The organism is Amorphus orientalis (assembly GCF_030814015.1).
GTDB lineage: Bacteria > Pseudomonadota > Alphaproteobacteria > Rhizobiales > Amorphaceae > Amorphus > Amorphus orientalis.
Window position 1 is genome coordinate 152,281 of sequence record NZ_JAUSUL010000003.1, and the last position, 25,787, is coordinate 178,067.

Here is a 25,787-nt window from a genome sequence, read left to right on the forward strand (position 1 = left end):
CGGACGCTTGACTGCAGGCATGATATCCCGCGACGACCGAGACCACCGGAAAGCCAACTGGACCCGAGCGATGAGCGACACACTGACCGGCACGGATCGCGCCCGATCCGCAGGGAGCAAGGGGCACGGCACCGGCAAGACCAGACTGACCGACCTGCTCGACGATCTGACCGAAAGCTCCGGCACGGAAACCGTCGGCTCTCTGATCAAGCGGTTCGGCGCCCGCTCCTTCGGGCCGGTGATGGTGCTGATGGCGCTGTTCGCGATCCTGCCGACGGGCGCAGTGCCCGGATTCAGCGCCGTGTTCGGCGCGGTCGTGCTCTATCTCTCGGGACAGTTGCTGTTCGGCCTGTCGCATCTCGCCCTGCCGAAGCGTCTGGCGCGCGCCGAAATTCCCGAGGACAAGCTGGCCGGCCTCCTGAAGCGCGTCCGCCCCACCGCCCGGCTTCTGGACAAGACCCTGAAGCCCCGGCTGACCGGTCTCAGCGAAAAACCCTGGGTCCGCCTCGTCGCGGCCATGTCGGCAGCCATGGCCGTGTCGATGATCGCGCTCGCCTTCGTGCCGTTCGCCGCACTGCCGCCGGGCGGCGTCATGCTCCTGATCGGGCTCGGGCTGGTCAGCCGCGACGGGATCGCAGTGCTGGCCGGGCTCGCCTGCGGAGCGGTCTGGCTTGGGGTTCTCGCCTATTTCGCCTTTTGAGCGCGTCCGGGCACATCACTCCGCACGGCCGGTCGGGTCGCCTTTCGGGTCGCTGACGAGCCACACGTCGTAGCGGGCGATCGCCACGCCGTTGGCCTCCCGCACCAGCGTGGCGATCTTCTCGAAGTTCTCGAACCGCCGGTCCAGATGCCACACGCCCAGGCGGCGGGATTCGTCCAGCACCAGGCCCGGCTTTTGCAGGAGCGCAAGATCCGGGGCCGGCAGATTGGCGTAGCGCAGCGGCTCGACGAGCCCGAACACCGGCGTCGTCTCCGGCAGATAGAAGGAGAACTCGCCGGTCGTTGTGTAGTGGATGGTTCCGACCCACGCCGCGCCGGTCTCCTCGCGCAGCGCTTCGACCTCGCCGGCAAGCTCCTCCCAGCCGCGCAGCTGCTTGGTCGGATCCCGGTCGGTGACGAAGCCGGCGGTCATACCGGCGTGCACGATCGCCAACAGCGTCAGGCCGATGCCGACCGGCGCGACAAGCGCCCTGAGCCGCTCCCATCCCCTGCGACGGCGCTCCGACACGCCGGCGAGCGTCGCGGCTTCGGCCGAAATCAACGCGATGGCCGGATAGAGCGGCGCCGGCCAGTTGCCCTGCACCCGGTCATGCAGACCGTGAACCAGCAGATAGGCCAGGAACGGCATGCCGGAGAGCAGCACCAGCCAACGGCCCGGGTTCTCCCGCCGCGGAGACCGGGCGATGGCGATCATGCCCATGATCAGGAACGGGATCATCAGCGGCCCGATCAGCCCGAGCTCGGCCAGCACGAATTCCGGAATGAACTTGAGAACCAGATGGTCGCCGGCCACCCGGCCGAACTGCTTGGCGAACGAGACCCACTCGTTCTGGGCGTTCCAGTAGACGACCGGCAGCGCCAGAACGACGGCGAGAATCCCGCCGATCCAGAGCCAGGGGCTCGCCAGCCACTTGCGCTGGCCTGGGACGGCAAGCAGCCACAGCACGATGCCCGCCCCGAGGAACAGCCCGGAATACTTTGCGAGAAGCCCGAGACCGGCGAACAGGCCGACCGCGAGCCACCAGCGTCCGTCGTCGGAGCGGACCAGTTCCAGGAGGGCCCAGATCGCGAGCCCCCAGAAGAATGCCGACGGCACGTCGGGTGTGGCGATCATGGCGCCGATGCCGACGAGAAGGGTGGCGTTGAACCACACCACCGCCCGCCCGGCCGTTCGCCGGTCTCCCGAGAGGAGCCAGCCCGCCCGCCAGATGGCGACCGAGCCGACGGCCACGGCGAGAACGGTGACGAACCGGATGCCGAGCGTGGTGTCGCCGAACAGCGCCTGGCCGGCAGCGATCCACCAGCCGACCATCGGCGGGTGGTCGTAGTAGCCGAGCGCCGGCGCGAGCGCCCAGAGCCGGTAGTAGGCCTCGTCCTCGGTGAGCCCGATGGTGGCGGCGGCGACGAGCCGGACCACGGTGAGGGCGATCACGATCGCCGCGACGGTCCAAGGCGACCCGAGATCGATCAGGGGGCGGCCGCCGGCCGGCGCGGACGGGATAGCACTCTCGCTCAAGCGCGGGTCGGCTCCGGTCGGTCGCATCGGCGGGCTCAGCGGACGCGCCAGGTGAGCGCGGCGCTGCCGGCGTAGTTCCAGACCGCCCCGACGAAGGCGCCGGCCGTACCGGCGACCCACCAGACCTGGTCGGCCCCGTGCAGCGCGCTGGCCACGCCCACGTTGGCGACGACGCCCAGCGAACAGACCAGATAGAAGGACACCAGCCCGCGCAGCATGGCGACACCGTGCAGGCGCCGGTCGCGGTAGGTCAGCCAGTTGTTCAGGAAGAAGTTCCAGGTCATCGCCACCACCGTGGCGATCGTCTGGGCCATCTCGAAGACGACGCCGGGCACGGCCATCGCGCCGCGCAGCGTCGCCAGATGGATCACCACGCCGCTGGCGCCCACGGCCATGAACAGGATGAAGCGCACCGACACGACGTTGAACAGGAGCTTGGACACGATCAGCGCCAGGAATTCGATGGTGACGAGTTCGTCCAGCTTGCTTTCGCCGGCCACGCGCTCGCGGAAGCCGTAGGGAATCTCGACGACCTTGGTGGAGCGCGGCGCGGAGGCGACGATGTCGAGCAGGATCTTGAAGCCCTGGCGCGAGAGCTTCGGCTCGAGCTTTTCCACCATCGAGCGCCGCAGCATGAAGAAGCCGCTCATCGGGTCGTTGAGCCGCACCCCGAGCAGAACACGGGCAATGCCGTTGGCCAGCCGGCTGCCGGCGGCCCTGACCGGCGAGAGGCCGGCCGTTGCCGCGCCGCCTTCCACGTAGCGGCTTCCGACGACGATTTCCGCCTCGCCGTCCTCGATCGCGGCCAGCATCTTCGGAAGGATGGTTTCGTCGTGCTGGAGGTCGGAATCCATCACCGCGACGATCGGGGCCGAGGCGGCGATCATCCCCTCGATGCACGCGCCGGAGAGGCCGCGCCGTCCGATCCGGTGGATGCAGCGGACGCGTCCGTCCCGGCTGGCCAGGTCGTTGACCAGTTCCGCCGTCCCATCCGGCGAATCGTCGTCGACGACGATGATTTCCCAGGGGCGACCGTCCAGCGTCGCGGCGACGCGCTCGATCGCGACGAGAATGTTGTCCCGCTCGTTATAGGTCGGCAGGACGACCGAGATCTCCGGCGGACGCAGCGGCCCATAGGAGGCCGTGCCGACGGAACTCGGGGCGGGATCGAACGACTTCATCTGCGGTCAACGCGATCAACAGGATTTCCGCGGGTGCACGGGCAGCGCCCGGCAATCGGCGGACCATAGCGGGGGCGCCCGCGATTGCAATGGGCAGCCGCCGGATGCGTCCGCGCACCTCCCGGCGGCCGTCAGCCGGCGACGGGCACGGCGATTTCGGTTTCCCGGAACCGCCGAGCGGCCGCCCCGAACGCCTCGAAGATGCGGCGCGAGGGCGGATCCGTCTCTGCCCAGAACTCCGGATGCCACTGGACCGCGACCGCGAACCCCCGCGCATCCGCCACCCGGACGGCCTCGATCGTTCCGTCCGGCGCGGTCGCTTCCACGACCAGCCCGTCGGCGAGGGTGAAGATCCCCTGCCGGTGCAGGGAATTCACCATGAAGGTGGTTTCCCCGACGATCTCCGCCAGCTGGCTGCCCGGCACCACGTCGACCTGATGGCTGAGCTTGAACCGGACCTTGTTGTCGGTTGAGTCCGGCGAGCGGTGGTCAAACCGGCCGGAGAGCGAATGGAGCGCCGGATGCAGGGTGCCCCCGAGGGCGACGTTCAGCTCCTGCAGTCCGCGGCAGACCGCCAGCAGCGGCAGACCGCGTGCCAGCGCGCCCCTGATCAGGGGAAGTGTCACCTGATCGCGCGCCAGATCGTAGGGTTCCGCCTCTTCCGTCGCGCTTCCGCCGTAGCGCGACGGATGCACGTTCGAGCGAGAGCCGGTGACGAACAGCCCGTCGGCGCGGTCCAGAAGCGTCTCCACATCGACCGGCCGGTCAATCGCCGGGACCTGAACGGGCACGCCCCCGGCAACGGTGCTGACGGCTTCGAGATACTGGGTCTGGGTCGCCGACCAGACGAAATTGTCAAAGGAGCGCTGGTCCGAGGTCACCAGGATCAGGGGTTTCGACATTGAGGACTATCCGACTTCAATCGGGTGGGTGGGGACGCCGCGATCACGGAGCCCTGCAGACGGCATATGCGAACGTATCCGAAAAATGGTCCAGAAATCTGCCCAATCCAGATGGGGACCCTTGTCGGCTCCGGGAACTTGCGTTTTATATCGGAACACGGAGCGCGACGAGAACCGCCGACAAGCCGCAACTGAAATGCGGTGACGGTGGCCGACAGTGCCCGCCCGACGAAACTGGGAGGACCACAATGGACCGACGTTCATTTCTGAAATCCGCCGGCGTTGCCGCCGGCGCCACCGCCGCCTCCGCGACGCTTGCCACTCCGGCGATCTCGCAGGGGAACATGGAACTGAAACTCGTCACCACCTGGCCGAAGAACTTTCCCGGCCTCGGCACGGGCGCCCAGCGCTTCGCCGACAAGGTGACCGCCGCGACCGACGGCCGCATCACCGTGAAGCTCTTCGGCGCCGGCGAACTCGTTCCTCCGTTCGAGTCCTTCGACGCGGTCCAGAGCGGCACCGCCGACATGTATCACGGCGCCGAATATTACTGGCAGGGCAAGCACCCGGCCTTCGCGTTCTTCGCTGCGGTCCCGATGGGCCTCACCGCTCCGGAACAGAACGCCTGGGTCCAATGGGGCGGCGGCCAGGAACTGTGGGACGAGCTGTCCGCCCAGTTCAACATCAAGCCGCTCCAGTGCGGCAACACCGGCGTCCAGATGGGCGGCTGGTTCCGCAACGAGATCAACACCGTTGAAGACCTCCGCGGCCTCAAGTTCCGCATGCCCGGCCTCGGCGGCGAGGCGCTGCGCCAGCTCGGCGTGAGCGTGATCAACCTGCCGGGCGGCGAGATCTTCCAGGCGCTGCAGTCCGGCGCCATCGACGGCACCGAATGGGTCGGCCCCTGGAACGACCTGGCGTTCGGCTTCTACAAGATCACCAAATACTACTACTATCCGGGCTTCCACGAGCCGGGCCCGACGCTCGGCGTGGGCATCAACAAGGGTGTCTGGGACGGTCTTTCGGCGTCCGATCAGGCGATCATCTCGTCCGCGGCCCGGGACGAGAACGACAACATGTACGCCGAGTTCATGGCCAAGAACGGCCAGGCGCTGTCCACGCTCATCAACGAGCACGGCGTCGAGCTGAAGCGCTTCTCCGACGAGATCTTCGACGCCTTCGGCGCGGCATCGGAAGAAGTCGTGGCGGCCGTGGCCGACCATGACGATCTCGGCAAGCGGATCTACGACAGCTACATCAAGGCCCGTAAGGACCTGGCTGGCTGGACCGACATTTCCGAGCAGGCCTACTCGCTCGGCCGCGACCGGATCATCGGCAAGCAATAAGCCCGGGCTCTCCCCGCATCCGGCTGAAACGGCACGGCGGCAGCGTCGCCGTGCCGCCTTTCCGGCGGACCCGCGCACCCGATCCGCAGCATCTCAAAAGGGCACATCCGCATGCGCGCCATCGCCCAGGCGATCGATGCCATCAACCTCTGGTCCGGCAAGGTTCTCGCCTGGCTGGCGCTGGCGATCGTGGTCGTCCAGTTCGTTGTCGTCGTGATGCGGTACGTGTTCGGTCTCGGCTCCATCCAGATGCAGGAGCTGATCATCTACATGCACGGCTTCCTGTTCATGCTTGCGGCGGCTTACACGCTGCGGGTGGACGGTCACGTGCGCATCGACGTCTTCTACCGGGAAGCCACCCCAAGGCGGAAAGCCTGGATCAATCTTCTCGGCTGCCTCTTCTTTCTGTTGCCCGTCTGCGCGCTGATTTTCTGGATCAGCTGGCCCTATGTCGCGAATTCCTGGGCCATCATGGAAGGCTCGCGCGAATCTTCGGGCATCCAGGGCGTCTTCCTGCTGAAGACCGCCATCCTGGCGTTCGCCGTCCAGATGGGGCTGCAGGGCGTCTCCATGATGCTGCATTCCGTGCTCGCCATCATGGGTGACGAGAGCGAACTCGACGCCCTGCGCATTCCCTCTCACACCCCCTGAGCGAGTTGGTGACCGTGGAAGGCATCGCCCACATTCTCGATCTCCTGATGTTCGTGGCGGCATGTGTGGTGCTGCTGTCGGGCTTTCCCGTCGCGTTCACCCTGTCAGGCATCGCGCTGATCTTCGGCCTGATCGGCATGGTGTTCGGCGTTTTCGACATCGCCTTCTTCGCCGCCCTGCCCCAGCGGATCTTCGGCACCATGACCAACGAGGTCCTGGTCGCCGTCCCGCTGTTCATCTTCATGGGCGTCATGCTGGAGCGGTCCAAGGTGGCCGAGGAGCTCCTCGACACCATGGGCAAGATGTTCGGCACCATGCGCGGCGGCCTTGGCCTGTCCGTGGCCGTCGTCGGGGCGCTGCTCGCCGCCTCCACGGGCATCGTCGGCGCCACCGTCGTCACCATGGGTCTCTTGTCGCTGCCGACCATGCTGAAACGCGGCTACAGCCCGCGGCTCGCCTGCGGCTCGATCGCCGCGGCCGGCACGCTCGGCCAGATCATTCCCCCTTCGATCGTGCTCGTCGTCCTCGGCGACCAGCTCATGAACGCCTACCAGAAGGCGCAACTCGACATGGGGATCTTCTCGCCGGAGACGGTGTCGGTCGGCGACCTGTTCGCCGGCGCGCTGCTGCCCGGCCTTGCCCTGGTCGGTCTCTACATCGCCTATCAGCTCCTGGTCGCCCTGATCTGGCCGGACTCCAGCCCCGCCATGCCGCCGGAAGAAGGCGAGGAGGTCACCCTCGGCAAGATCCTCCAGGCCCTGGCCCCGCCGATCGTGCTGATCGTCTCGGTGCTCGGCTCGATCCTGGCCGGCGTGGCCACGCCCACGGAGGCCGCGGCGGTCGGCGCGGTCGGTTCCCTGCTTCTGGCCGGTTGGCGGCTCGATCCGACCCGGCCGGTCCCGATCTATATCGCCGGCCTCGCTGTGATCGGCCTTCTGATCCTCGTCGGCACGATGGACATGCGCGTCAGCCGCACCGAGATCCCGACTGGCGACATGGTCGCTATCATCGCGGCCCTGTTCCTGTGCGTGCTGCTCGCCTACGGCTTCGTGGTCGCGTTCCTGCGGGTGATGCGCGCCGGCGTCATGCAGCCGGTTCTGGAGGGAACCACCCAGATCACCTGCATGGTGTTCGTGATCCTGATCGGCGCCGCCCTGTTCTCGCTGGTGTTCCGCGGGCTCGGCGGCGAGGAGATGGTGGAGGAATTCCTGGCCGGCCTGCCCGGCGGCACCATCGGCGCCATCGTCGCCGTGATGCTCCTGATGTTCTTCCTCGGCTTCTTCCTCGACTTCCTGGAGATCGTCTTCGTGGTCGTGCCGCTGGTGGCTCCGGTGCTCCTGCAGATGGAGATGCCGAACGGGGAGCCGATGAACCCGGTGTGGCTCGGCGTCATGATGGCGGTCAATCTGCAGACCTCGTTCCTGACGCCACCGTTCGGCTTCGCCCTGTTCTATCTGCGCGGCGTGGCACCGCCGGAAGTGAAGACCATGTCGATCTATATCGGCGTGATTCCGTTCGTGCTGATCCAGATCTTCGCGCTGCTCATGCTCTGGTATCTGCCGCAGATCGCGACCTGGCTGCCGACCGCCATTTACGGGTAAGCCGCGCTGGTTCCGGAGGCGGCGCGGCCCTGAGCCGTGCGCCTTCTGCCCGTCCGGCGGGCGCGGCTGCCCGGATTGTCGTCATTTACAACCTTTCCAGTTGACCGCACGCGGCATCCTTCCGACCATTGGAGCCTGACCGGGGCTGGTCGATCGAAAGGAAGTGTCCGTATGGCGTCACGTCGGGTCACCCTCGACGAGAAATACGATCTCGAAGCAGAGCGTATCTTCGTTTCCGGAACCCAGGCGATCGTTCGCCTGACCCTGATGCAGCAGGCGCGCGATGCCGCCAGCGGGATCTCCACGGCCGGATATGTCACCGGCTACCGTGGCTCGCCTCTGGGCTCGCTCGACCAGCAATTCGGTCGGGCCGGCGCCCGGCTGTCGGAGGCCGGCATCCTCTTCCAGCCGGCTCTCAACGAGGATCTGGCCGCGACCGCGCTGTGGGGCAGCCAGCAGGCCGAGATCAGGGGCACCGGCCGCTTCGACGGGGTGTTCGGCGTCTGGTACGGCAAGGGTCCCGGCGCCGACCGCTCCGGCGATGTGTTCCGCCATGCCAACCTCGCCGGCTCCTCGCCCCACGGCGGCGTCCTGGCCCTGATGGGCGACGACCACACCTGCGAATCCTCCACCACCGCGCACCAGTCCGAATTCGCCTTCGTCGACGCGATGATCCCGATCCTGAGCCCGGCCGGCGTTCAGGAACTCCTCGATTACGGCCTTTACGGCATCGCGCTGTCCCGCTTCGCCGGCACATGGTCGGCGCTCAAATGCGTCAAGGACACCATCGAATCGACCGGCTCCATCGACGGTCGCCTCGACCGGGCAAACATCGTCCTGCCGGAGGGCATCCTGCCGCCCGGCGGGCTGAACATCCGGCCCGGGTTCGAACCCCTCGCCCAGGAAGAGCGGCTTCACGTCCACAAGATCCCGGCGGCCATGGCCTTCGTGCGCGAGAATGGCCTCGACCGGATCGTGACCCAGGGCGGGCGCCACCCGAAGCTCGGCATCGTCTCGACCGGAAAGAGCTGGCTCGACGTCCTGGAGGCGCTCGACCTGCTCGGCATCGACGAGGTCGATTGCGCCCATTTCGGCATCCGGCTCTTCAAGGTCGCCTGCCCCTGGCCGCTCGACCCGGTCCGCGTCTCGGAGTTCGCCCAGGGCCTGCCCCAGATCCTCGTTGTGGAGGAAAAGCGTGGCCTGATCGAACCGCAGATGAAGGAGACGCTCTACGCCCGGACCGACGCGCCCCGGATCGAGGGCAAGCGCGATGAGAAAGGCGCCTGGCTGTTCCCGGCGAACGGAGCGCTCGACGCGCCGATGGTCGCCGAGGCGATCGGCGAGCGCATTCTGGCGCTGACCGGCGACGAGCGGATCAAGGCGCGCCTGGACAAGGTCCGCACCGCCCGGCGCCGGCTTGCCGCCAGCGAGGACATCGGCGGCCGCCGCCCCTATTTCTGCGCCGGTTGCCCGCACAATTCCTCGACCGTCGTGCCGGAGGGCAGTCACGCCTACGCCGGCATCGGCTGCCACTTCATGTCCCAGTGGATGGACCGCTCCACGTCGGGTTTCACCCAGATGGGCGGCGAAGGCGCCAACTGGATCGGCGAGGCGCCGTTCTCCACGACCGGCCACGTCTTCCAGAACATCGGCGACGGCACTTACAACCATTCCGGCCTTATGGCGATCCGCGCGGCCAAGGCCGCCGGCGTCACCATGACCTACAAGATCCTCTACAACGACGCCGTCGCGATGACCGGCGGTCAGACCAATGACGGTGGCCTGACCGTGCACCAGATCGCCGACGAGGTGGCTGCGATCGGGGTGGAGAAACTCGCCGTGGTCAGCGACGAGCCGGACAAGTACGCCATCGCCTTTCCGTCCGGGACCAGCATCCATCACCGCGACGATCTCGACGAGGTTCAGCGCGACCTGCGCGGGCTGTCCGGCCTGACCGTGCTGATCTACGACCAGACCTGCGCGGCGGAGAAGCGGCGTCGGCGCAAGCGCGGCAAGTTCCCCGATCCCGACAAGCGCATCCTGATCAACGAGGAGGTCTGCGAAGGCTGCGGCGACTGCTCGGTCCAGTCCAACTGCGTTGCGGTCCAGCCGGTGGAGACGGAGTTCGGGCGCAAGCGTCAGATCGATCAGTCGAACTGCAACAAGGACTTTTCCTGTCTGAAAGGCTTCTGCCCGTCCTTCGTCACCGTCCACGGCGGCAAGCTGAAGGAGAAGGCGCGCGGCCAGGGTCCCGCCATCGAGGCGACCGATCTGCCGGAGCCGGCGCTGCCCGGCATGCACGGCCCCTACGGAATCCTGATCACCGGCGTGGGCGGCACCGGGGTCGTCACCATCGGGGCGCTTCTCGGCATGGCCGCCCATCTGGAAGGCAAGGGCTGCGGCATCATCGACATGGCCGGGCTCGCCCAGAAGGGCGGCGCGGTCACCAGCCACGTGAAGCTCGCGCCGTCGCCGGAGGATTTGCACACGATCCGCATCGGAGCCGGCGGGGCCGATCTCATGCTGGCCTGCGACCTGCCGGTCGCCGGCATGGCCAAGCAGCTCGGCGCGCTTGCGCCCGGTCGCAGCCGTGTGGTCGCCAACACCCACGAGCAGCTTCCCGGCGAGTTCGTCCAGGATCCGGACTTCTCGCTGCCGACCCGGCGCATCGTTCGCGCCCTCGAGGAGGCCACCGGACCGGACCGGACCACGCTCCTTGCCGCTACGGAACTCGCGACGGCGGCGTTCGGCGATGCGATCGCCGCGAACATGGTCATGCTCGGCGCCGCCTATCAGCTCGGCACCGTGCCACTGTCCTCGCTCTCCATCGAGCAGGCGATCAAGCTCAACGGGGTTGCGGTGGACGCCAACCTGGCCGCCTTCCGGTTCGGCCGCCGCTTCATCCTGGATCCCGCCAGCGTGCAGCCGAAGGACAGGCCGGAGGAGAGCGGACTGGACCATCGCCGGAAGTCTGCGACATCGGACGAGGCCATCGCCCGGCGGCGCGAGCGTCTCACCGAGTATCAGAACGCCGCCTATGCCGAGCGCTACGCACGGCGGCTGGAGCAGATCCGCGCCATCGAGACCCGCCTCGCCCCCGGTCGCTCGGAGCTGACCGACACGGTGGCGGCGAACCTGTTCAAGCTGATGGCCATCAAGGACGAGTACGAGGTGGCCCGGCTCTATGCGAGCCCGTCCTTCCGCGCCCAGCTCCGGAACCAGTTCGAGAGCTGGGACCGGATCGAGCTCAACATGGCCCCGCCCTTCCTGTCCCAGGAGGATCCGCGGACGGGCCGGCCGCAGAAGCGCAGCTTCGGGCCGTGGGTGCTTCGGGTCATGCCGGTTCTGGCGTGGGCGCGGCGGTTCCGCGGCACAAGGCTCGACCTGTTCGGCCGCACCGAGGAACGGCGGATGGAGCGCCGGCTGCTGATCGAGTACGAGGCGATGCTGGACGAGATCGTCAGCGACCTGACCGCCTCCAACTACGACGCCGCGGTCACGCTTGCCGCCTATCCCGACCGCATACGCGGCTACGGTCCGGTGAAGACGGCATCAGTGGAGAAGGCCGAGGGCCATCGCGCCGCGCTCCGCGACGCGTTCCACGCGGCCCGCGTGCCGACATCGGTCGCGGCGGAGTAGAAGCCGGCGCTCCATCTGCTCGGGGCACATGCGGGGCGGCGCAGCGACAAGCCAGTCAAACTGAACGAAAAAGGCCCGCCCCACCTTCGCGTGGGACGGGCCTTTCGATTTGGTGCTGTCCCCGACGATGCGGGAGGACCGACCGTCAGACGGTCACTTCCAGGGCATCACCGAGTTCACCCGGCTGAACGCGTCGCCGACCTTTTCAGCCGTCCCGCTGGCCGCCCGGCGGCCGAGGCCGATCGCGCCGTTCGCGGCTTCCGGCACGAGAGCGAGCGCCGTCGACTTGGCGGCCTCGTCCCCGTCCTCGGCCTGCTGGCCGGGAGCGGGCACCACGCGTTCGCTGGACTCGCGCGGCGAGGGTTCCGGCACCGGAACGCCGCTGGCGATCAGCATCATCCGCGCCGCATCGTCGTCTTCGGCCGGAGCCGCCGCAGGAGCGGTCTCGCCACCGGTCGCCTTCGGCGCGGCGGGAGCAGTCGCATCAGCCGGGCTGGCGGCCGCAGCATCGTCATTGTCGCGGCCGAGGATACCGGCGATCCGCGCCTTGCGGGCCTCCCAGTCCTCTTCACGCTGCTCGCGGCGCTCCTTCTGGGCCAGGATCTGCTGAACCAGCTCGTTGTCGCGCCGCTGCTTGGAGGCGACGGCGAACCAGATGTCCTGCGGGACCTGATAGTCCGGGCAGGCGCTGGAGGCGCGGAAGCTCTGCCCGGCGGGCGCTTCGGCGTTGAACACGTAGCGGTGGCCGCAGACCGCCACCTGAGGCTCCTGGCTGGTCACCTCGAAGTGGTCGTAGCCTTCCTTCAGCATCGACCAGAACGGCATGTTCGGGTTGTCGTGATGCTTGGCCATGTTCTCCGGAGTCATGCGGAACGGGAACGCCTGGACCTGGAACGCACGCTGACCGCCGCGGAACGCTTCGCGGCCGAGCGCATAGATTTCCTCGATCTGCTCGTCCTCCATGGCGTAGCAGCCGCGCGAGGAGCAGTCGCCGTGCACCATCAGGAACGAGCCGGTCCGGCCGAGCGACTGATCGTAGGCGTTGGGAAAGCCGAGATTGAACGCCAGGTGGTAGCTCGACTTCGGATTCATCTGGGCGGGATAGATCGTGTAGAAGCCTTCGGGCGACTGCCGGTCGCCTTCCTTCTTCTTCGGACCGAGCTCGCCCGACCACGCGCAGATCTCGTAGGTCTCGAGAAGCGCGTACTTGCCCTCGCGCGTCTCCTTCCAGACCTCCAGTTCGCTCTCTTCCTTGAAGATGCGAACCAGGATCGGCGACGTCTTCGTCATGTTCATGCGGTCGATCTTGGCGACCAGCTTGGGGCTCAGCGGCTTCATGTGCTTGGGCAGGTCGGACACCTGACAGCCGGCGACGACGAGCCCGAGCACGGCGGCGGCCAGAACCCCGCGCCAGCTGGACAGAATGCCTCGGCTCAACTTCACGTCCATCACCCTTCGGTTCGCAGTGACTGGTGAGTTTCACACCATCCGGATTGTGCAGTCTACCCGATCCCGGTTGCCAAACCGTAACCACGACGGCGGCCGGGCCGGAGACGCACGTCCGGCGTTTTGCCCATGTCTCACGAGACTATCGGAACACACGCCAAATACGGCGTAGTTGTGGCCGCGAAAAAGTTCCCGCGCTCAACGCTCGAGAGTGCGTCCGATTGCGAGAAATTTGTCACGCCTGGCCTGCTTCAGGCTGTCGCGGTCCTGGCTCACGAGCTCCGTCAGCCGGCGTTCGATGGCATCGCCCACAGCCGCCATCATCGTCTCGCGCTGACGATGGGCGCCGCCGAGCGGCTCCGCGACGATCTCGTCGATCACCCCGAGCTTGAGAAGATCCTGGGCGGTGATCTTCATGTTCGACGCAGCTTCCTGGGCCTTGGCCGAATCGTGCCACAGAATGGAGGCGGCCCCTTCCGGCGAGATCACGCTGTAGATCGAATGTTCGAGCATCAGCACCCGGTTGGCAGTGGCGAGCGCGATGGCGCCGCCGGACCCGCCTTCGCCGATCACGACGGCGACGTTCGGGACGCCGAGCGCCAGGCACTGCTCGGTCGAGCGCGCGATCGCCTCCGCCTGGCCGCGCTCCTCCGCGCCGATGCCCGGATAGGCGCCGGCCGTGTCGACCAGGGCGATCACCGGCAGGGAAAACCGGTCGGCCATCTTCATCAGCCGAACGGCCTTGCGGTAGCCTTCCGGCCGCGCCATGCCGAAATTGTGCCGCAGCCGGGAAGCGGTGTCGTGACCTTTTTCCTGGCCGAGAATCGCGACCGGGGCTCCACGAAAGCGGCCGAGACCGGCCAGGATCGCCGAATCCTCGCCATAGAGGCGGTCGCCGGCGAGCGGCACGAAATCGCTGATCAGGGAGGCGACGTAGTCGGACGCGTGGGGCCGGTCGGGATGCCGTGCGACCTGGGCCTTCTGCCAGGGCGTCAGCTTCGCGTAGATGTCCTTCAGAGCCTGCTGCGCCTTGCCCTCAAGCCGCGCGATCTCGTCGTCGACGTCGACGGAGCGACCGTCCTCTGTCCCGAGAGCCTTCAGCTCTTCCAGCTTGCCGACCAGGTCGGCGACCGGCTTCTCGAACTCCAGAAAGCTGTGCATGCGCCCTTCGGTTTCCTGCGTGATTGGGATCGGCGGGACCGTGAGACCGGCGGCCCGTGAAGTCAAGCAGCGCTCTCCGCCAGCGGGTGATGCTCACCCACCAGCCGCGCGAGGCGCTCCGCGAGCACATGGGTATAGATCTCGGTGGTTCCAATGTCCGCGTGGCCGAGAAGCTGCTGCACGACCCTGAGATCGGCGCCATTCTGGAGCAAATGGCTGGCGAAGGCGTGGCGCAGCACGTGCGGCGACACCCGCGAGGGCTGGATCCCGGCGGCGACGGCGGCGTCCTTCAGGTCCCGGGCGAAGGCCTGCCGGGTGAGATGGCCGCTGTCGCTGTCGGCCGGAAAGAGATGCCGGCTGCGCGCCAGCGCCGGCAGGGCCTCCACCGCCTGGCGGAAGCGCAGCATCGCCCGGCAGGCGCTGTCGGTCAGCGGCACCAGGCGTTCGCGGCCGCCCTTGCCCTTCACCAGCAGCATCGGCTCGCGCGGGCGGCTGGCCGTCGCCGGCAGCGACACCAGCTCGGAAACCCGCATTCCGGTGGCATAGAGAAGCTCCAGGAGCGCATGGGTTCTGAGCGCCTTGATCGCCTTTCTGGGCGACAGGTCCGCCCTCTCCGCGCCGGCGCGCGCGGTCTCGATCAGCCGGTCGACCTCTTCCTCGGAGAGGATCTTCGGCAGCGGCCGTACCCGCTTCGGGCGCGCGATGCGGCCGGACGGATCGTCGGAGCGATCGCCTTCGGCATGCAGGAAGCGGTAGAAGCGCCTCAGCGCCGACAGCTTGCGGGCCTGGCTGGAGGCGGCAAAGCCCCGGCGGGCGAGATCGGCGAGATGGTCGGAGATGTCCTGGGAGGTCGCGCCGGCCAGCGAGCGCCCGTCGAGCCCCTCGGCAAAGGCGGTCAGATCCCGCCGGTAGGCGTCCAGCGTGTTGTGCGCCGCCCCGGTCTCCACCGCGATGGCCTCCAGAAAGCGCTCGATGTCCGTTTCCGATCGGTTCATCCTGCCGACGCCTTGCTCTTGTCCTGACGATCGGCGACAGCCTAGGCTTGGAGGCTTGACAGGTCGTTAGCCCGGCCTTTCAACCGGAATCCTCAGGAACCCGATCTCGCGAGTCCCCAGTGTCCGCCGCGCAGAGCCCCGTCTCAGCCCAGAAGCCGTCGCCCGACAGCGTCCTGTCGCGGCTGGGCGCGCGCTCGCTGGTGCTCGTCGGCATGCCCGGGGCCGGCAAGTCTTCCATCGGCCGGCGCCTGGCCGCCCGGCTCGACCTCCCCTTCGTCGACGCCGATCACGAGATCGAGGCGGCGGCGGGCATGGCGATCCCCGACATCTTCGAGATCCACGGCGAAGCCGCGTTCCGAGACGGCGAGCGGCGGGTGATCCGGCGCCTTCTGGCCGAGCGCCAGCTCGTTCTGGCAACCGGCGGCGGTGCGTTCATGTCCGCGGAGACCCGGCGGTCGATCGCCGAGGCCGGTCTCTCGATCTGGCTGAAGGCCGACCACGCGACGCTGATGCAGCGGGTTCGGCGACGCGCCAACCGGCCGCTCCTGGCCGGCACCGACCCGGAGGGCACCATGCGCCGCCTCCAGGAGGAGCGCGAACCCGTCTTCGGGACGTCGGATCTGGTCGTCGATTCCTGGGACGGCCCCCACGAAGCGATCGTCGCATCCATCCTGACGGCGCTGGAGCATTATTTGGACGGCCACGCCCCGGCGGTCCCGGAGACGAAATGACAGTGGACGACACCACCCCCCTTCTGACCGTTCCGGTTTCCCTCGGAGATCGCAGCTACGACATCTTCATCGGATCCGGTCTCCTGGCCGAAGCCGGCGAACGGCTGGCCGGGCTCGCCCCCGGCGGCCGGGCCATGGTGGTCACCGACGAAACGGTCGCCGAGCGCCATTTGCCTGCGCTCATGGCAGCGCTGGAATCGGCGAAGGTCCCGGCCGAGGCGTTCGTGGTGCCGGCCGGCGAGGCGACCAAGTCGTTCGCGGAACTGGAACGCCTGGTCGACGCGGTTCTGACGGCCCGCCTGGAGCGCGGCGACACGATCGTCGCGCTCGGCGGTGGTGTGGTCGGTGATCTAGCCGGGTTCGCGGCCGGCATCGTGCGCCGCGGCATGGCGTTCGTGCAGATCCCCACGACCCTCCTGGCCCAGGTGGATTCGTCGGTCGGCGGCAAGACCGGCATAAACACCGCCCACGGCAAGAACCTGGTCGGGGTGTTCCATCAGCCGCAGTTCGTCCTGATCGACACCGACCTCCTGGCCACCCTTCCCCCCCGCCATCTGAAAGCGGGCTATGCGGAGGTGGTGAAGTACGGCCTCATCGACGATCCCGTGTTCTTCGGCTGGCTGGAAGCGAACGCTCCGGCCGTGTTTGCCGGCGGGCCGGCACTTGCCGAAGCCATTGCCGCCAGTTGCCGCGCCAAGGCCCGCGTCGTGGCGGCGGACGAACGCGAGGCCGGCAACCGGGCCCTGCTCAATCTCGGCCACACCTTCGGCCACGCGCTGGAAGCGGCCGTCGGATATGGCGGCGATCTGGTTCACGGCGAGGCGGTGGCGATCGGCATGGCGATGGCGTTCCGCCTGTCCACGCTGCTCGGCTTCTGCCCGGCGGAGGACGCGGTCCGGGTCGAGCGGCACCTGCACGCCGTCGGACTGCTGGCCGACCTGACCGAAGTTCCAGCCACCGCCCGCGATCCCGCCCGTCTCCTGGCGCTGATGGCCCAGGACAAGAAGGTGCAGCGCGGCGCCCTGACCCTGATTCTGACCCGCGGCATCGGCCGCTCCTTTATCGCCCACGACGTCGCCGCCGACGTCATTGCGGATTTTCTGGAGGATGAGACAGCGCGATGAGTTCGCTGGAACTGTGGCTTACTGGTGCGTCTATTCTCGTTCTTTTGTGTCTATCCGGCTTCTTTTCTGGCACCGAGACCGCCATTACTGCGGCGTCGCGCGCCCGGATGCATCAACTGGAAAAGGCGGGTGACCGGCGCGCGCCCGTCGCCGGCAAGCTCATCGACATCCGCGAGCGGCTGATCGGGGCAATCCTGCTCGGCAACAACCTCGTAAACATCCTTGCTTCGGCACTGACGACGAGCGCCCTGATCGCGATCTTCGGCGATGCCGCCGTGGCCTACGCCACCATCATCATGACGGTGCTCGTCGTGGTGTTTTCCGAGGTGTTGCCCAAGACCTGGGCGATCTCCAATCCGGACCGGTTCGCGCTTGCCGTCGCACCCATCGCCCGCGCCGTCGTCGTGATTTTCGGGCCGGTGACCGCGGCCGTACAGGTCTTCGTGCGCTGGCTCCTGCGCCGCCTGGGCGTCGACGTCGACGAGAATTCCGGCATCTCCCCGCACGAGGAAATCCGCGGAACGGTCGATCTGCAGCACATGCAGGGCGGCCTGCACAAGGCCGAACGCGACCGTCTCGGCGGCCTGCTGGACCTGGCCGAGCTGGAAGTCTCCGACATCATGAAGCATCGCACCAAGATGCAGATGCTGAACGCCGACGAACCGGCGGCAACGGTCGTGGACCAGGCGCTGGCCAGCCCCTACACGCGCCTGCCGCTGTGGCGCGGCGAGCCGGAGAACATCGTGGGCATTCTCCACGCCAAGGATCTCCTGCGTGCGCTGCACGCCGCCGAAGGCGAGGTCGACGCGCTCGACATCATGACCATTGCCAAGCCGCCGTGGTTCGTGCCCGACGCCACCAACCTGCACGACCAGCTCAACGCCTTCCTCAAGCGGAAATCCCATTTCGCCCTGGTCGTCGACGAGTACGGCGAGGTGATGGGGCTGGTGACCCTCGAGGACATCATCGAGGAGATCGTCGGCGAGATTTCCGACGAGCACGACATCGTGGTGGAGGGCGTGCGGCCGCAGCCGGACGGCACGCTCCTCGTCGACGGCGGCGTCACCATCCGCGACCTGAACCGGGCCCTCGACTGGACCCTGCCGGACGACGAAGCCACCACCGCGGCCGGTCTGGTGATCCACGAGGCGCGCATGATTCCGGAGGAGAAGCAGGCCTTCACCTTCCACGGCGTCCGGTTCGTGGTGGAGAAGAAGGACCGCAACCGGATCACGCTCCTGCGGGTGCAGCAGGTGCCCCAGCAGGAAGCCTGAGGCGTTCCGCCGGTGCCAGGCGCGCCGGTGCTCAGTACGCTCTGGAGCGGCGGAACAGGACCGCGAACGGCGTGATCGCGAGGATGTAGAGGTCCAGCCCGAGCGACCAGTTGTCGATATATTCGACGTCGTAACGCACCCGCATCTGGAGCTTTTCGGGGCTGTCGGTCTCGCCGCGCCAGCCGTTCACCTGGGCCCACCCTGTGATGCCCGGCTTGACGCGGTAGCGATGGCTGTAGCGGGCGACGGCGCGCTCGAAGCTCTCGTCGCCGACCTTCGTGCCCGGCGCGTGGGGTCGCGGCCCGACCAGGGACATGTCGCCCTTCAGGACGTTCCAGAACTGGGGCAGCTCGTCGAGGCTCATGCGCCTCAGGAACCACCCCACCCGGGTAACGCGCCGGTCGTTGCGCGTCGCCTGCCGGGCGCCCTCCGGGTCGGCCATCGCGGCATGCATGGTTCGGAACTTGTAGATCGTGAACAGCTCGCCGTTGAAGCCGCGGCGCGGCTGGCGGAACAGGATCGGCCCCCCGGTGTCGAGGCGGACGGCGATCGCGATCAGAACCATGATCGGCGCAAGCAGTAGAAGCAGCAGGCTGGAGAGAACCTTGTCCTCGAACAGCTTGATCACCCCGGCCCAGCCGACAATCGGCGCGTCGGCGAGCCGCGGCAGCGGCACCCCGGCGACCGTGAACGTCGCCCCGCGCATCACCCGCCACATGATCAGGTCCGGCGCCAGCAGGATCGTCACCGGGTAGCTGTCGAACATAGCGCTGATCTGGGTAAGCCGGGCCTCCGCATTGAACGGCAGCGCGAGGATGATCGTATCGACCTTTCCGGCCGCGACGGCCTCCTGGAGCTCCTGCAGGCCGCCGAGGCGCTGGAGGCCTGCGACCACCAGGCGCTCTTCCTCTTCGCGTTCGTCATAGTAGCCGACGATCTGAACGCTCGGGTCCTGCTTGTCCGCGATGTGGGCCAGGAGCTGCTTGCCCTGGTCGCCCCCGCCATAGATCGCCGTCCGGCGAACCAGCGCACCGCGGCGCATCACCCGGGTCAGGATCGAGGCCACGGCCACGCGGGAGGACACCAGGCCGATCCAGGCCAGTGCGAGCCAGATGGCGGCCCAGAGCCGGGAATAGGTCTCCGATTCCTTGAAGGCGAACGCGATCGTGGCCAGCACGGCTCCGGTGAGAAGCAGAGCCACGGTGATCTGGAGCACCTTGATGCCCTGAATGAGATAGGGCTGTTCGCTGTATCCCTTGTTGAGCCGCAGCACGGAGATGCAGACCAGCGATCCCAGAGCGGCCGCCAGCAGATATTCCTGCGCCTGTTCGACCGCGAGCCCGGGATAGATGATGTAGGCGGCGAGGCCGAGCACCATCAGGAGCAGCAGATCACCGACCTGCTGGAGTTCCGAGATTTGCTGGAGGCGCAGCGGCGATCTGACCATGGGGCGAGACCTGTTCGCGTCAGCTCACGTGCGGGCGAGCACGGAATAAAGGACCGGCGTTCGGACCGGCTCGATCTTTGAGGAGGGCGCATAGAGTGCCAGCCCCATCGAGTGCAGGTCGATGACGACCGGAAACCGGCTGTCCTTCAGGATTTCCGACCAGGCCAGCTTCATGCCGTCCGACCAGCGGACGTCGTCATAGACGAAGATCGCCCCCTCGACCGATCGCTCCGCGATGGCGTCGGTATAGGCGAGCGTCGGTTCGTACTGGTGGTTGCCGTCGATGAAGGCCATGTCGATCGGCGCCGCGTCGGCGATCGCTCCGGACAGCGTGTCCTCGAACAGGCCGACCCGAGTTTCGATCCCGCCGATCGCCAGATCCCGGTGAAGCGCCCTGGCGACTTCGATACGGTAGGGTGAGACATCGAGGCTCAGGACCCGTCCGGACCCGCCTGCGTCCTTGAGCCCAGCCCCCAGGAAGGCGGAGGAAATGCCGACATTTGTACCAAGTTCCAGGATCGACGCCGGGTTCAGCCGTCTGGCGAGCGCATAGAGAAGCACCGCCTGGGACGGCGGCTTGCTGACCCCGCAGGCGTCCGCGACCGTTATCCCGTCATCGAAGGGCCCGGGCGTGCCCTGGGTCCCATCGGCCAGCGGCCGTGTATCCGCCGCCATGGCCGTCCGCGCCGCCTCGATCGCCCGGATGGCGGCCGGCGGATCGGACTTCAGGCCGTAGACCGCCTCGATCGCCTCCACCAGGGCTGCGCAATCGACGCCGTCCGTGGCCGCAACCTTCCGCAACGTCGCCTTGTCGCGCGGCGCGAAGGCGCGCCGGACGGCCTGTTTCGCGGATCCTATGATCGACATCGATCGGGTACTCCGATGACCGGAGCGACCGGTGCGCCCACACCAAGCCCCTCGTAAAAATGCGTCGCGCGTCGCACCACCGGCCCGGCGGGTGACGCCATGCGCGTTCCGCGGCGCCGGACCCTCGCCCGGCTCGCAGTCGCGGTGCATATAGCTTTATCGGTCGCTTATACATCCTTAAAATCTGGACATTAGACGTCTGCTGCGTGCACGACTGGACGCACTCCGCTCATGTCACCGGCGCTACCGATGCCGGACTCCAAAGCCGGTTTCGTCGATCATGATCTCCGTCACGCCCTCCGCCACCCCGGCCGACGACTCGCTCCTGTCGCTTCTCAGGCGGTTCTACCGGCACCTGTCCGCGGCGCGTCGGCGCGAGCTCGGTTTTCTTCTGGGCCTGATGTTCGTCGGCGCAATGGCGGAGCTGGTCACGCTCGGCGCGGTGGTGCCGTTCCTGGCGGTCCTGTTCGGGACAGATGCGGCGTCAGCCGGCAACCCGGCGGTCATCGACACCCTGATCCCGCCGGGCCTGCTGTCGGCGCCGAATGCGGTCTATATCGCCAGCGGCGTGCTGATCACGGTCGCGCTCCTCGCAGCGACCATGAGCATCGTGATGTACCGCGCGGTCTACAAGTACGTCTTCGCGATCGCCAACGACTTCGGCATCGACGCTTACCGCAAGACGCTTTATCAGCCCTATTCCTACCATCTGAACCAGAATTCCAGCGACGTCATAGCCGTCACGAATTCGACGCAGATTCTGCTCTTCTACGTGCTGCTGCCGTTCTTCGAGGCGTTTCTGGCCGGTTTCGTCGCGATCTTCATCATTCTCGCCCTCCTCGTCATCGACGCCAGCAGCGCCCTGATCGCCGGATCCGCCTTCGCCGCGATCTATCTGACCATCACCCGTCTGGTGAAGCCGCTCCTGAACCGCAACAGCGTGCGCATCGCGGCCGCGCAGACCGACCGGGTCAAATCCGTGCAGGAGGGCCTCGGCGACATCCGCGACATTCTGCTGGACGGCACCCAGGAGGCCTACGTCCAGAAATTCGCCCAGGTGGAGACCGGCCTGCGCCAGGCCCAGGCGGTGAACTTCTCGCTCGCCGTGCTGCCGCGCTTCGCCGCCGAGGGCATCGGCATCATGATCATCGTCTCACTGGCGCTGTGGCTGAGCCGGACGGAAGGCGGGATCATCGCCTCGCTTCCCGTGCTCGGCGCGCTCGCCCTCGGTGCGCAGCGGCTGCTTCCGCTCGCCCAGAAGGTCTATGCCGGCTGGAGCCGGGCCGCCGGCAGCCGGTCCGTGCTTCTGGACGTGCTCGTGTTCCTGGATCAGGAGATTCCGCCGGAGTTCCAGGCCGCCGCCCCGACCGCGCCCGTGGAATTTGAGCGCGAGATCCGCTTCGACCACCTCACGTTCCGCTACACGCCCGACGGCGAGACCGTGCTCGACGCCATCGACCTCGCCATCGCGAAGGGCGAACGGATCGGTGTCGTCGGCAAGACCGGCTCCGGCAAGAGCACGCTGATGGACCTCCTGATGGGACTGATCGCGCCCTCCGAAGGTGCGATCCGGGTCGATGGCGTGGAGATCACCCGGGACAACCGGCGCGCCTGGCAGGCCCAGATCGCCCACGTCCCCCAGGCGATCTTCCTGTCCGACGGAACGATCGCCGAGAACATCGCGCTCGGCCGCCCCCGGGAAGCCATCGACATGGCGCGGGTGCGCGAGTGCGCCGAGCGGGCCCAGCTCACCGATCTGATCGGGAAGGAGCCGGACGGCTACGACACCATCGTCGGCGAACGCGGGGTGCGGCTGTCCGGCGGCCAGCGCCAGCGCATCGGCATCGCCCGTGCCCTCTACAAGCGCGCCAGCGTTCTGATCTTCGACGAGGCGACCAGCGCCCTCGACGATCAGACCGAGCGCCATCTGCTGTCGGCCATCGCCGGCCTGAAACGCGACGACTACACCATGATCTTCGTCACCCACCAGCAGGCCTCGCTCGGCCTGTGCGACCGGGTGGTGGAGCTCGGCGAGGGCCACATCCTGTCCATTACCGAACAGGCGACCGAAGCCGCGGGCGCAGCCGGACCGGAACCACGGATGGGATCATGACCGCCGTCAGCATCATCGTCATCACCTACGCCCGCCCCGCCCTTCTGCGGAAATGTCTGGACACCTGCATCGCCCAGTCCCCGCAGCCTTCGGGCGGGTTCGAGGTGGTGGTCGTCGACAACAACCCGGCCGCCTCCGCCGAGGCGATGGTCTCGGAGATCGCCGCCACCGCGCCCGTGCCGGTGCGCTACGTCCATGAGCCGACGCCGGGCATTCCGAACGCCCGCAACGCCGGCATCCGCGCCACCTCCAGCCCGGTGATCGGCTTCGTCGACGACGACCAGACCCTCGCCCCCGACTGGCTGGACCTGATGACGCGCGCCCTGGAGGAAACCGGCGACGACTGCATGTTCTCCAACGTCGCGCCGGTCTATTCCGAGCCGGACGTGAGCCCGCCGCCGGCCATCGAGCGGCTCTACGGCCGCACCGCCAAGAGCCGGGCGACCAACGGCGTCCTGATCCGCCGGGAGACCTGCATCACCGACCCGTTCCCGTTCGACCCGCAGATGATGTTCACCGGTGGGACCGATACCGACTTCTTCACCCGGCTCGCCAGCCGGGGGCGCAGCTTCGGATGGTGCGCAGAGGCGATGGCCTGGGAGTTCGTTCCCGCCGACCGGCTCGGCGTTCGCTACAACATGAAGCGGGAGTTTGCCGGCGGGCAGCACTTCGCCCGCACCCAGATCCGCTACAGCCGGTCGAAGCCGCTGACCGCCGCCAAGATCCTGGCCAAGGCCGTGCTGCAGACCGGCGGCCTGGGCGTGGCGGCAGCGGTGAGCCCGCTTCTGGGACCCGACCGGCGCGCTTTTCTCCTGCTGCGGCTGGCCGGAGCCGTCGGCAAGCTCCTGTGGCCGGTCCACTTCGAACTGCGGCGCCGGCCTGCCAAGGCCGCCGGGGCTGTGACCGGGGCGTCCGCTGCCTCGGCGCCGACCGACCCGCCGTCCTGACCGGCGCGCCATGGCCCGAACCGTTTCCGTCATCGTCCCCACCCTGCGCCGGCCGGACGGGCTCGCCCGCGCCGTCGCGTCGCTCGCCGCCCAGACGGGGCTGGCAGGGGACGTCCTGGAAATCGTCGTGGTCGACAACGCCCCGGAAGGCGGGGCGGAGGCCGTGTGTGCGCAAATCCCCTGCCCGGACGGCGTACGCCTGTGCACCGTTCATGAACCGCGCATGGGCGTGGCGACCGCACGCAATGCCGGGATCGAGGCGGCATCCGGCGAGATCGTCGGCTTTCTCGACGACGACTGCACCGCACCGCCGGACTGGCTCGCGACCCGCCTCGCCTGTCTGGACAACGGTGAGGCTGACGCCGTGTTCGGCCCGCGCCACGCCGTTCTTGAGGGTAATCCGCCCGCAGATGCCGCCTGGTTCGCGTCCGCCTTCACCCAGGATCTGCGAGAGGAATCCTGGACGCCCGTGTCCGACCGGTGCGACTATCTTCCGCTGACCGGCGCGCTGATGAACCGCTCCTGCTTCGCGGCCGGTTTGCGGTTCGATCCACGTCTCGACCGGATCGGCGGCGAGGACATCCTGCTGTTCAAGACGCTTCGGGAGTCAGGCGCCCGCATGGTCTGGTGCGCCGGACCGGCCGTGGTCGAACACGTGCCCGCCTCGCGGCTGGACCATGCCTATATCTGGCGTCGGCGCTATGTCAGCGGCCGGATCCGTTGCCTCGTTCCGTCGATGCTGCGCCCGCCGGCGCGGCGCGAGATCGCGGTTCAGATGGCGAAGGGTGCCGCCCAGGTGGCCCTGGCCGGTCCGCTCGCGCTCATCGGCCGCCTTGCCGGCCACTGGCCGCCGCAACTCACATCGGTCGCGCTGAGCGGTCTCGGCAAGCTCTCGTGGTGGCGCGGTGCCAGTCCCCGCTTCTACGGCGAGGACCATGTGGGGTGAAGGAGGTGATGACGCTCGAACGAGCCTCAACCGTTTGAACGACCAAGGACCGACTTCACCGATCCTGCCGGACTGAACGACCAGTCGATCGGATTGTTTTCGATCAGGAACATGATCGAGTTGGCCGGCTCGAAGCCGATGCCGGCGAGACGGTTGCGCATGTCGACGAAGAGGGCTTCCTTCTGCTCATCGGACCGGCCAGCCAGAAGCGCGATCTCGATGACGATCGTCGCCGCCGGGTCCCGATCGCCCAGAAAGGTCGGGTGAAAGATCATATCGTCGGCCGGATAGCGCGACACGATACAGAAGAAATCGTCCGGGTTTACCCCGCAGGTTTCGACCAGGCATTCGTGTAGGAGATCGTTGATCGCGTGGCACATAGAGGCCGGAAGATCTTGAGGCACATGCAGCTTATTGAACGGCATTCGACGATCCTGGGAATGGGAAAGAACCTCGATCCGGTATATTCCAGTAAAACCACTTAAAACACCGGTGTCTCGCCCATGGAAGGTGCGATAGACCATCCCCACACGGAAGACCAAGACGGGGGACGGCCCACATTGCACTCTGATCCTGTCTGAATTTGGCGCGGACTCCCTATGGCCCCCCGCTTTCGCGGGGGTGAGCGGATGCCGGAGAGAACCAACTTGAGCCTGACCGCCCGGTGCGCGGTCGCGCGCTGGCAAGCAAAGCCAGCGAAAGTGGGAACCGGTTTCGCGGCCGGCTTTGCGGAGGAAAGACCAAAGCCAGGAAACGTGGGAACCGGTCCGCCGCCCGGGATCTGTCTACTTCGTCGCCGTGCAGTCGACCGGCGTCTGATCGTCGGTCATCAGATCGGTCAGGCTCGCCGCGTCCTGGCCGGTGCTCCACCAGATATATTTCCCGCCCGCGTAGCGCGCGCCGGAGCCCGACATGACGTTGGCCGCCACCACGAAGTCGTCGTCGATGGTCAGGAGCGCCAGCGAGACGGAGCCGGCGTTGCGGTAGTCCACCGCCACCGTCTTGTCGCCGCAGGTGTAGGTGACCTTCTGGGACGTCGCCTCGTCGGCGCCGGGCACGTCGATGGAGATCGTGGCGGACGGGTCCGCGGCAAGCGCCGCTCCGGCCGGAGCCAGCACGAGCGCGGCGGCAAGGCTCAGGGCAATCGTCTTCATCGTCAGCTCTCCCTTTCGTGGCGCGG

The 25,787-nt window shown here is 67.5% G+C and carries 21 protein-coding genes; 11 read left to right on the forward strand and 10 right to left on the reverse strand.

The features are described 5' to 3' along the window. The first annotated feature begins 70 nt into the window (after positions 1-70). Positions 71-700 (forward strand): exopolysaccharide biosynthesis protein, encoded by a 630-nt coding sequence (locus J2S73_RS15185; RefSeq protein WP_306886465.1) that lies wholly within the window; start codon positions 71-73, stop codon positions 698-700. Positions 701-715: 15 nt separating this feature from the next. Here the strand turns inward: J2S73_RS15185 and J2S73_RS15190 are convergent, their stop codons facing one another. The 3 genes from J2S73_RS15190 to J2S73_RS15200 all read right to left on the reverse strand — a co-directional run bounded on the left by J2S73_RS15190 (position 716) and on the right by J2S73_RS15200 (position 4,319). Continuing rightward, a complete protein-coding gene (locus J2S73_RS15190) occupies positions 716-2,236 on the reverse strand; it encodes an ArnT family glycosyltransferase (protein ID WP_306886466.1) in 1,521 nt (506 codons plus the stop codon). Between the two features lie 35 nt (positions 2,237-2,271). Beyond that, complete coding sequence (locus tag J2S73_RS15195) at positions 2,272-3,417, reverse strand: glycosyltransferase (protein ID WP_306886467.1); 1,146 nt, start codon at positions 3,415-3,417, stop codon at positions 2,272-2,274. A gap of 131 nt (positions 3,418-3,548) precedes the next feature. Next, complete coding sequence (locus J2S73_RS15200; protein WP_306886468.1) at positions 3,549-4,319, reverse strand: gamma-glutamyl-gamma-aminobutyrate hydrolase family protein; 771 nt, start codon at positions 4,317-4,319, stop codon at positions 3,549-3,551. 248 nt (positions 4,320-4,567) lie between these two features. Between J2S73_RS15200 and J2S73_RS15205 the strand changes: the two genes are divergently transcribed. The 4 genes from J2S73_RS15205 (at position 4,568) to J2S73_RS15220 (ending at position 11,556) form a co-directional block, all read left to right on the forward strand. Then, positions 4,568-5,665 carry a TRAP transporter substrate-binding protein gene (locus J2S73_RS15205; RefSeq protein ID WP_306886469.1) on the forward strand — a complete coding sequence of 366 codons (1,098 nt, stop codon included), beginning with the start codon at positions 4,568-4,570 and terminating at the stop codon, positions 5,663-5,665. Positions 5,666-5,776: 111 nt separating this feature from the next. Next, positions 5,777-6,316, forward strand: coding sequence for a TRAP transporter small permease subunit (locus J2S73_RS15210; protein WP_306886470.1), 540 nt, complete (start codon positions 5,777-5,779; stop codon positions 6,314-6,316). 47 nt (positions 6,317-6,363) lie between these two features. Further along, entirely contained in the window at positions 6,364-7,917 is a 1,554-nt protein-coding gene (locus J2S73_RS15215; protein WP_306886810.1) for a TRAP transporter large permease, read from the forward strand. A gap of 171 nt (positions 7,918-8,088) precedes the next feature. After that, positions 8,089-11,556, forward strand: coding sequence for an indolepyruvate ferredoxin oxidoreductase family protein (locus tag J2S73_RS15220; protein ID WP_306886471.1), 3,468 nt, complete (start codon positions 8,089-8,091; stop codon positions 11,554-11,556). Positions 11,557-11,709: 153 nt separating this feature from the next. Here J2S73_RS15220 and J2S73_RS15225 read toward each other — a convergent pair whose 3' ends face one another. From J2S73_RS15225 to J2S73_RS15235, 3 genes are all read right to left on the reverse strand, one after another. Then, the gene (locus tag J2S73_RS15225; protein ID WP_306886472.1) at positions 11,710-13,005 is read right to left on the reverse strand and encodes a L,D-transpeptidase family protein; all 1,296 of its coding nucleotides are present in this window, start codon (positions 13,003-13,005) and stop codon (positions 11,710-11,712) included. Positions 13,006-13,200: 195 nt separating this feature from the next. Further along, positions 13,201-14,163 carry an acetyl-CoA carboxylase carboxyltransferase subunit alpha gene (locus J2S73_RS15230; protein WP_306886473.1) on the reverse strand — a complete coding sequence of 321 codons (963 nt, stop codon included), beginning with the start codon at positions 14,161-14,163 and terminating at the stop codon, positions 13,201-13,203. A gap of 62 nt (positions 14,164-14,225) precedes the next feature. Continuing rightward, complete coding sequence (locus J2S73_RS15235; RefSeq protein WP_306886474.1) at positions 14,226-15,158, reverse strand: site-specific tyrosine recombinase XerD; 933 nt, start codon at positions 15,156-15,158, stop codon at positions 14,226-14,228. A 119-nt stretch (positions 15,159-15,277) separates the two neighbouring features. Between J2S73_RS15235 and J2S73_RS15240 the strand changes: the two genes are divergently transcribed. Genes J2S73_RS15240 through J2S73_RS15250 form a run of 3 tightly spaced genes read left to right on the forward strand, consistent with a single transcriptional unit; the run spans position 15,278 to position 18,287 of the window. Continuing rightward, positions 15,278-15,889 (forward strand): shikimate kinase, encoded by a 612-nt coding sequence (locus J2S73_RS15240; protein WP_306886475.1) that lies wholly within the window; start codon positions 15,278-15,280, stop codon positions 15,887-15,889. Continuing rightward, a complete protein-coding gene (aroB, locus tag J2S73_RS15245) occupies positions 15,886-17,013 on the forward strand; it encodes a 3-dehydroquinate synthase (protein ID WP_306886476.1) in 1,128 nt (375 codons plus the stop codon). Before J2S73_RS15240 ends, aroB begins: the two co-directional genes overlap by 4 nt. Then, entirely contained in the window at positions 17,010-18,287 is a 1,278-nt protein-coding gene (locus J2S73_RS15250; protein WP_306886477.1) for an HlyC/CorC family transporter, read from the forward strand. Before aroB ends, J2S73_RS15250 begins: the two co-directional genes overlap by 4 nt. Before the next feature lie 31 nt (positions 18,288-18,318). Here J2S73_RS15250 and J2S73_RS15255 read toward each other — a convergent pair whose 3' ends face one another. Then, on the reverse strand, positions 18,319-19,734 hold the full coding sequence (locus J2S73_RS15255; RefSeq protein ID WP_306886478.1) for an undecaprenyl-phosphate glucose phosphotransferase: 1,416 nt from the start codon (positions 19,732-19,734) through the stop codon (positions 18,319-18,321). 24 nt (positions 19,735-19,758) lie between these two features. Then, positions 19,759-20,601, reverse strand: coding sequence for an O-methyltransferase (locus J2S73_RS15260; protein WP_306886479.1), 843 nt, complete (start codon positions 20,599-20,601; stop codon positions 19,759-19,761). 280 nt (positions 20,602-20,881) lie between these two features. On the opposite strand from J2S73_RS15260, the gene J2S73_RS15265 reads away from it, so the two are divergent. The 3 genes from J2S73_RS15265 to J2S73_RS15275 are packed head-to-tail and all read left to right on the forward strand — an operon-like array spanning position 20,882 to position 24,607. Next, positions 20,882-22,714 carry an ABC transporter ATP-binding protein gene (locus J2S73_RS15265; protein WP_306886480.1) on the forward strand — a complete coding sequence of 611 codons (1,833 nt, stop codon included), beginning with the start codon at positions 20,882-20,884 and terminating at the stop codon, positions 22,712-22,714. Beyond that, entirely contained in the window at positions 22,711-23,661 is a 951-nt protein-coding gene (locus J2S73_RS15270) for a glycosyltransferase family 2 protein (RefSeq protein WP_306886481.1), read from the forward strand. The genes J2S73_RS15265 and J2S73_RS15270 overlap by 4 nt, the downstream gene beginning before the upstream one ends. 10 nt (positions 23,662-23,671) lie before the next feature. Beyond that, entirely contained in the window at positions 23,672-24,607 is a 936-nt protein-coding gene (locus J2S73_RS15275; protein WP_306886482.1) for a glycosyltransferase family 2 protein, read from the forward strand. Between the two features lie 26 nt (positions 24,608-24,633). On the opposite strand, the gene J2S73_RS15280 is transcribed toward J2S73_RS15275, so the two are convergent. Together J2S73_RS15280 and J2S73_RS15285 are read right to left on the reverse strand one after the other, a co-directional pair. Further along, the gene (locus tag J2S73_RS15280) at positions 24,634-25,131 is read right to left on the reverse strand and encodes a tautomerase family protein (protein ID WP_306886483.1); all 498 of its coding nucleotides are present in this window, start codon (positions 25,129-25,131) and stop codon (positions 24,634-24,636) included. 261 nt (positions 25,132-25,392) lie between these two features. Beyond that, positions 25,393-25,761: an MliC family protein gene (locus tag J2S73_RS15285; RefSeq protein WP_306886484.1), complete on the reverse strand. Its 369-nt coding sequence runs from the start codon at positions 25,759-25,761 to the stop codon at positions 25,393-25,395. Positions 25,762-25,787 lie beyond the last annotated feature (26 nt).

What these genes read in the sequence shown, in the direction of transcription:
- J2S73_RS15260 (WP_306886479.1), bottom strand. Translation starts at nt 20,601, where the DNA reads ATGTCGATCATAGGATCCGCGAAACAGGCCGTCCGGCGCGCCTTCGCG.
- J2S73_RS15195 (WP_306886467.1), bottom strand. Translation starts at nt 3,417, where the DNA reads ATGAAGTCGTTCGATCCCGCCCCGAGTTCCGTCGGCACGGCCTCCTAT.
- aroB (WP_306886476.1), top strand. Translation starts at nt 15,886, where the DNA reads ATGACAGTGGACGACACCACCCCCCTTCTGACCGTTCCGGTTTCCCTC.
- J2S73_RS15255 (WP_306886478.1), bottom strand. Translation starts at nt 19,734, where the DNA reads ATGGTCAGATCGCCGCTGCGCCTCCAGCAAATCTCGGAACTCCAGCAG.
- J2S73_RS15230 (WP_306886473.1), bottom strand. Translation starts at nt 14,163, where the DNA reads ATGCACAGCTTTCTGGAGTTCGAGAAGCCGGTCGCCGACCTGGTCGGC.
- J2S73_RS15185 (WP_306886465.1), top strand. Translation starts at nt 71, where the DNA reads ATGAGCGACACACTGACCGGCACGGATCGCGCCCGATCCGCAGGGAGC.
- J2S73_RS15285 (WP_306886484.1), bottom strand. Translation starts at nt 25,761, where the DNA reads ATGAAGACGATTGCCCTGAGCCTTGCCGCCGCGCTCGTGCTGGCTCCG.
- J2S73_RS15280 (WP_306886483.1), bottom strand. Translation starts at nt 25,131, where the DNA reads ATGGTCTATCGCACCTTCCATGGGCGAGACACCGGTGTTTTAAGTGGT.
- J2S73_RS15225 (WP_306886472.1), bottom strand. Translation starts at nt 13,005, where the DNA reads ATGGACGTGAAGTTGAGCCGAGGCATTCTGTCCAGCTGGCGCGGGGTT.
- J2S73_RS15210 (WP_306886470.1), top strand. Translation starts at nt 5,777, where the DNA reads ATGCGCGCCATCGCCCAGGCGATCGATGCCATCAACCTCTGGTCCGGC.
- J2S73_RS15200 (WP_306886468.1), bottom strand. Translation starts at nt 4,319, where the DNA reads ATGTCGAAACCCCTGATCCTGGTGACCTCGGACCAGCGCTCCTTTGAC.
- J2S73_RS15270 (WP_306886481.1), top strand. Translation starts at nt 22,711, where the DNA reads ATGACCGCCGTCAGCATCATCGTCATCACCTACGCCCGCCCCGCCCTT.
- J2S73_RS15220 (WP_306886471.1), top strand. Translation starts at nt 8,089, where the DNA reads ATGGCGTCACGTCGGGTCACCCTCGACGAGAAATACGATCTCGAAGCA.
- J2S73_RS15235 (WP_306886474.1), bottom strand. Translation starts at nt 15,158, where the DNA reads ATGAACCGATCGGAAACGGACATCGAGCGCTTTCTGGAGGCCATCGCG.
- J2S73_RS15205 (WP_306886469.1), top strand. Translation starts at nt 4,568, where the DNA reads ATGGACCGACGTTCATTTCTGAAATCCGCCGGCGTTGCCGCCGGCGCC.
- J2S73_RS15215 (WP_306886810.1), top strand. Translation starts at nt 6,364, where the DNA reads ATGTTCGTGGCGGCATGTGTGGTGCTGCTGTCGGGCTTTCCCGTCGCG.
- J2S73_RS15250 (WP_306886477.1), top strand. Translation starts at nt 17,010, where the DNA reads ATGAGTTCGCTGGAACTGTGGCTTACTGGTGCGTCTATTCTCGTTCTT.
- J2S73_RS15265 (WP_306886480.1), top strand. Translation starts at nt 20,882, where the DNA reads ATGATCTCCGTCACGCCCTCCGCCACCCCGGCCGACGACTCGCTCCTG.
- J2S73_RS15275 (WP_306886482.1), top strand. Translation starts at nt 23,672, where the DNA reads ATGGCCCGAACCGTTTCCGTCATCGTCCCCACCCTGCGCCGGCCGGAC.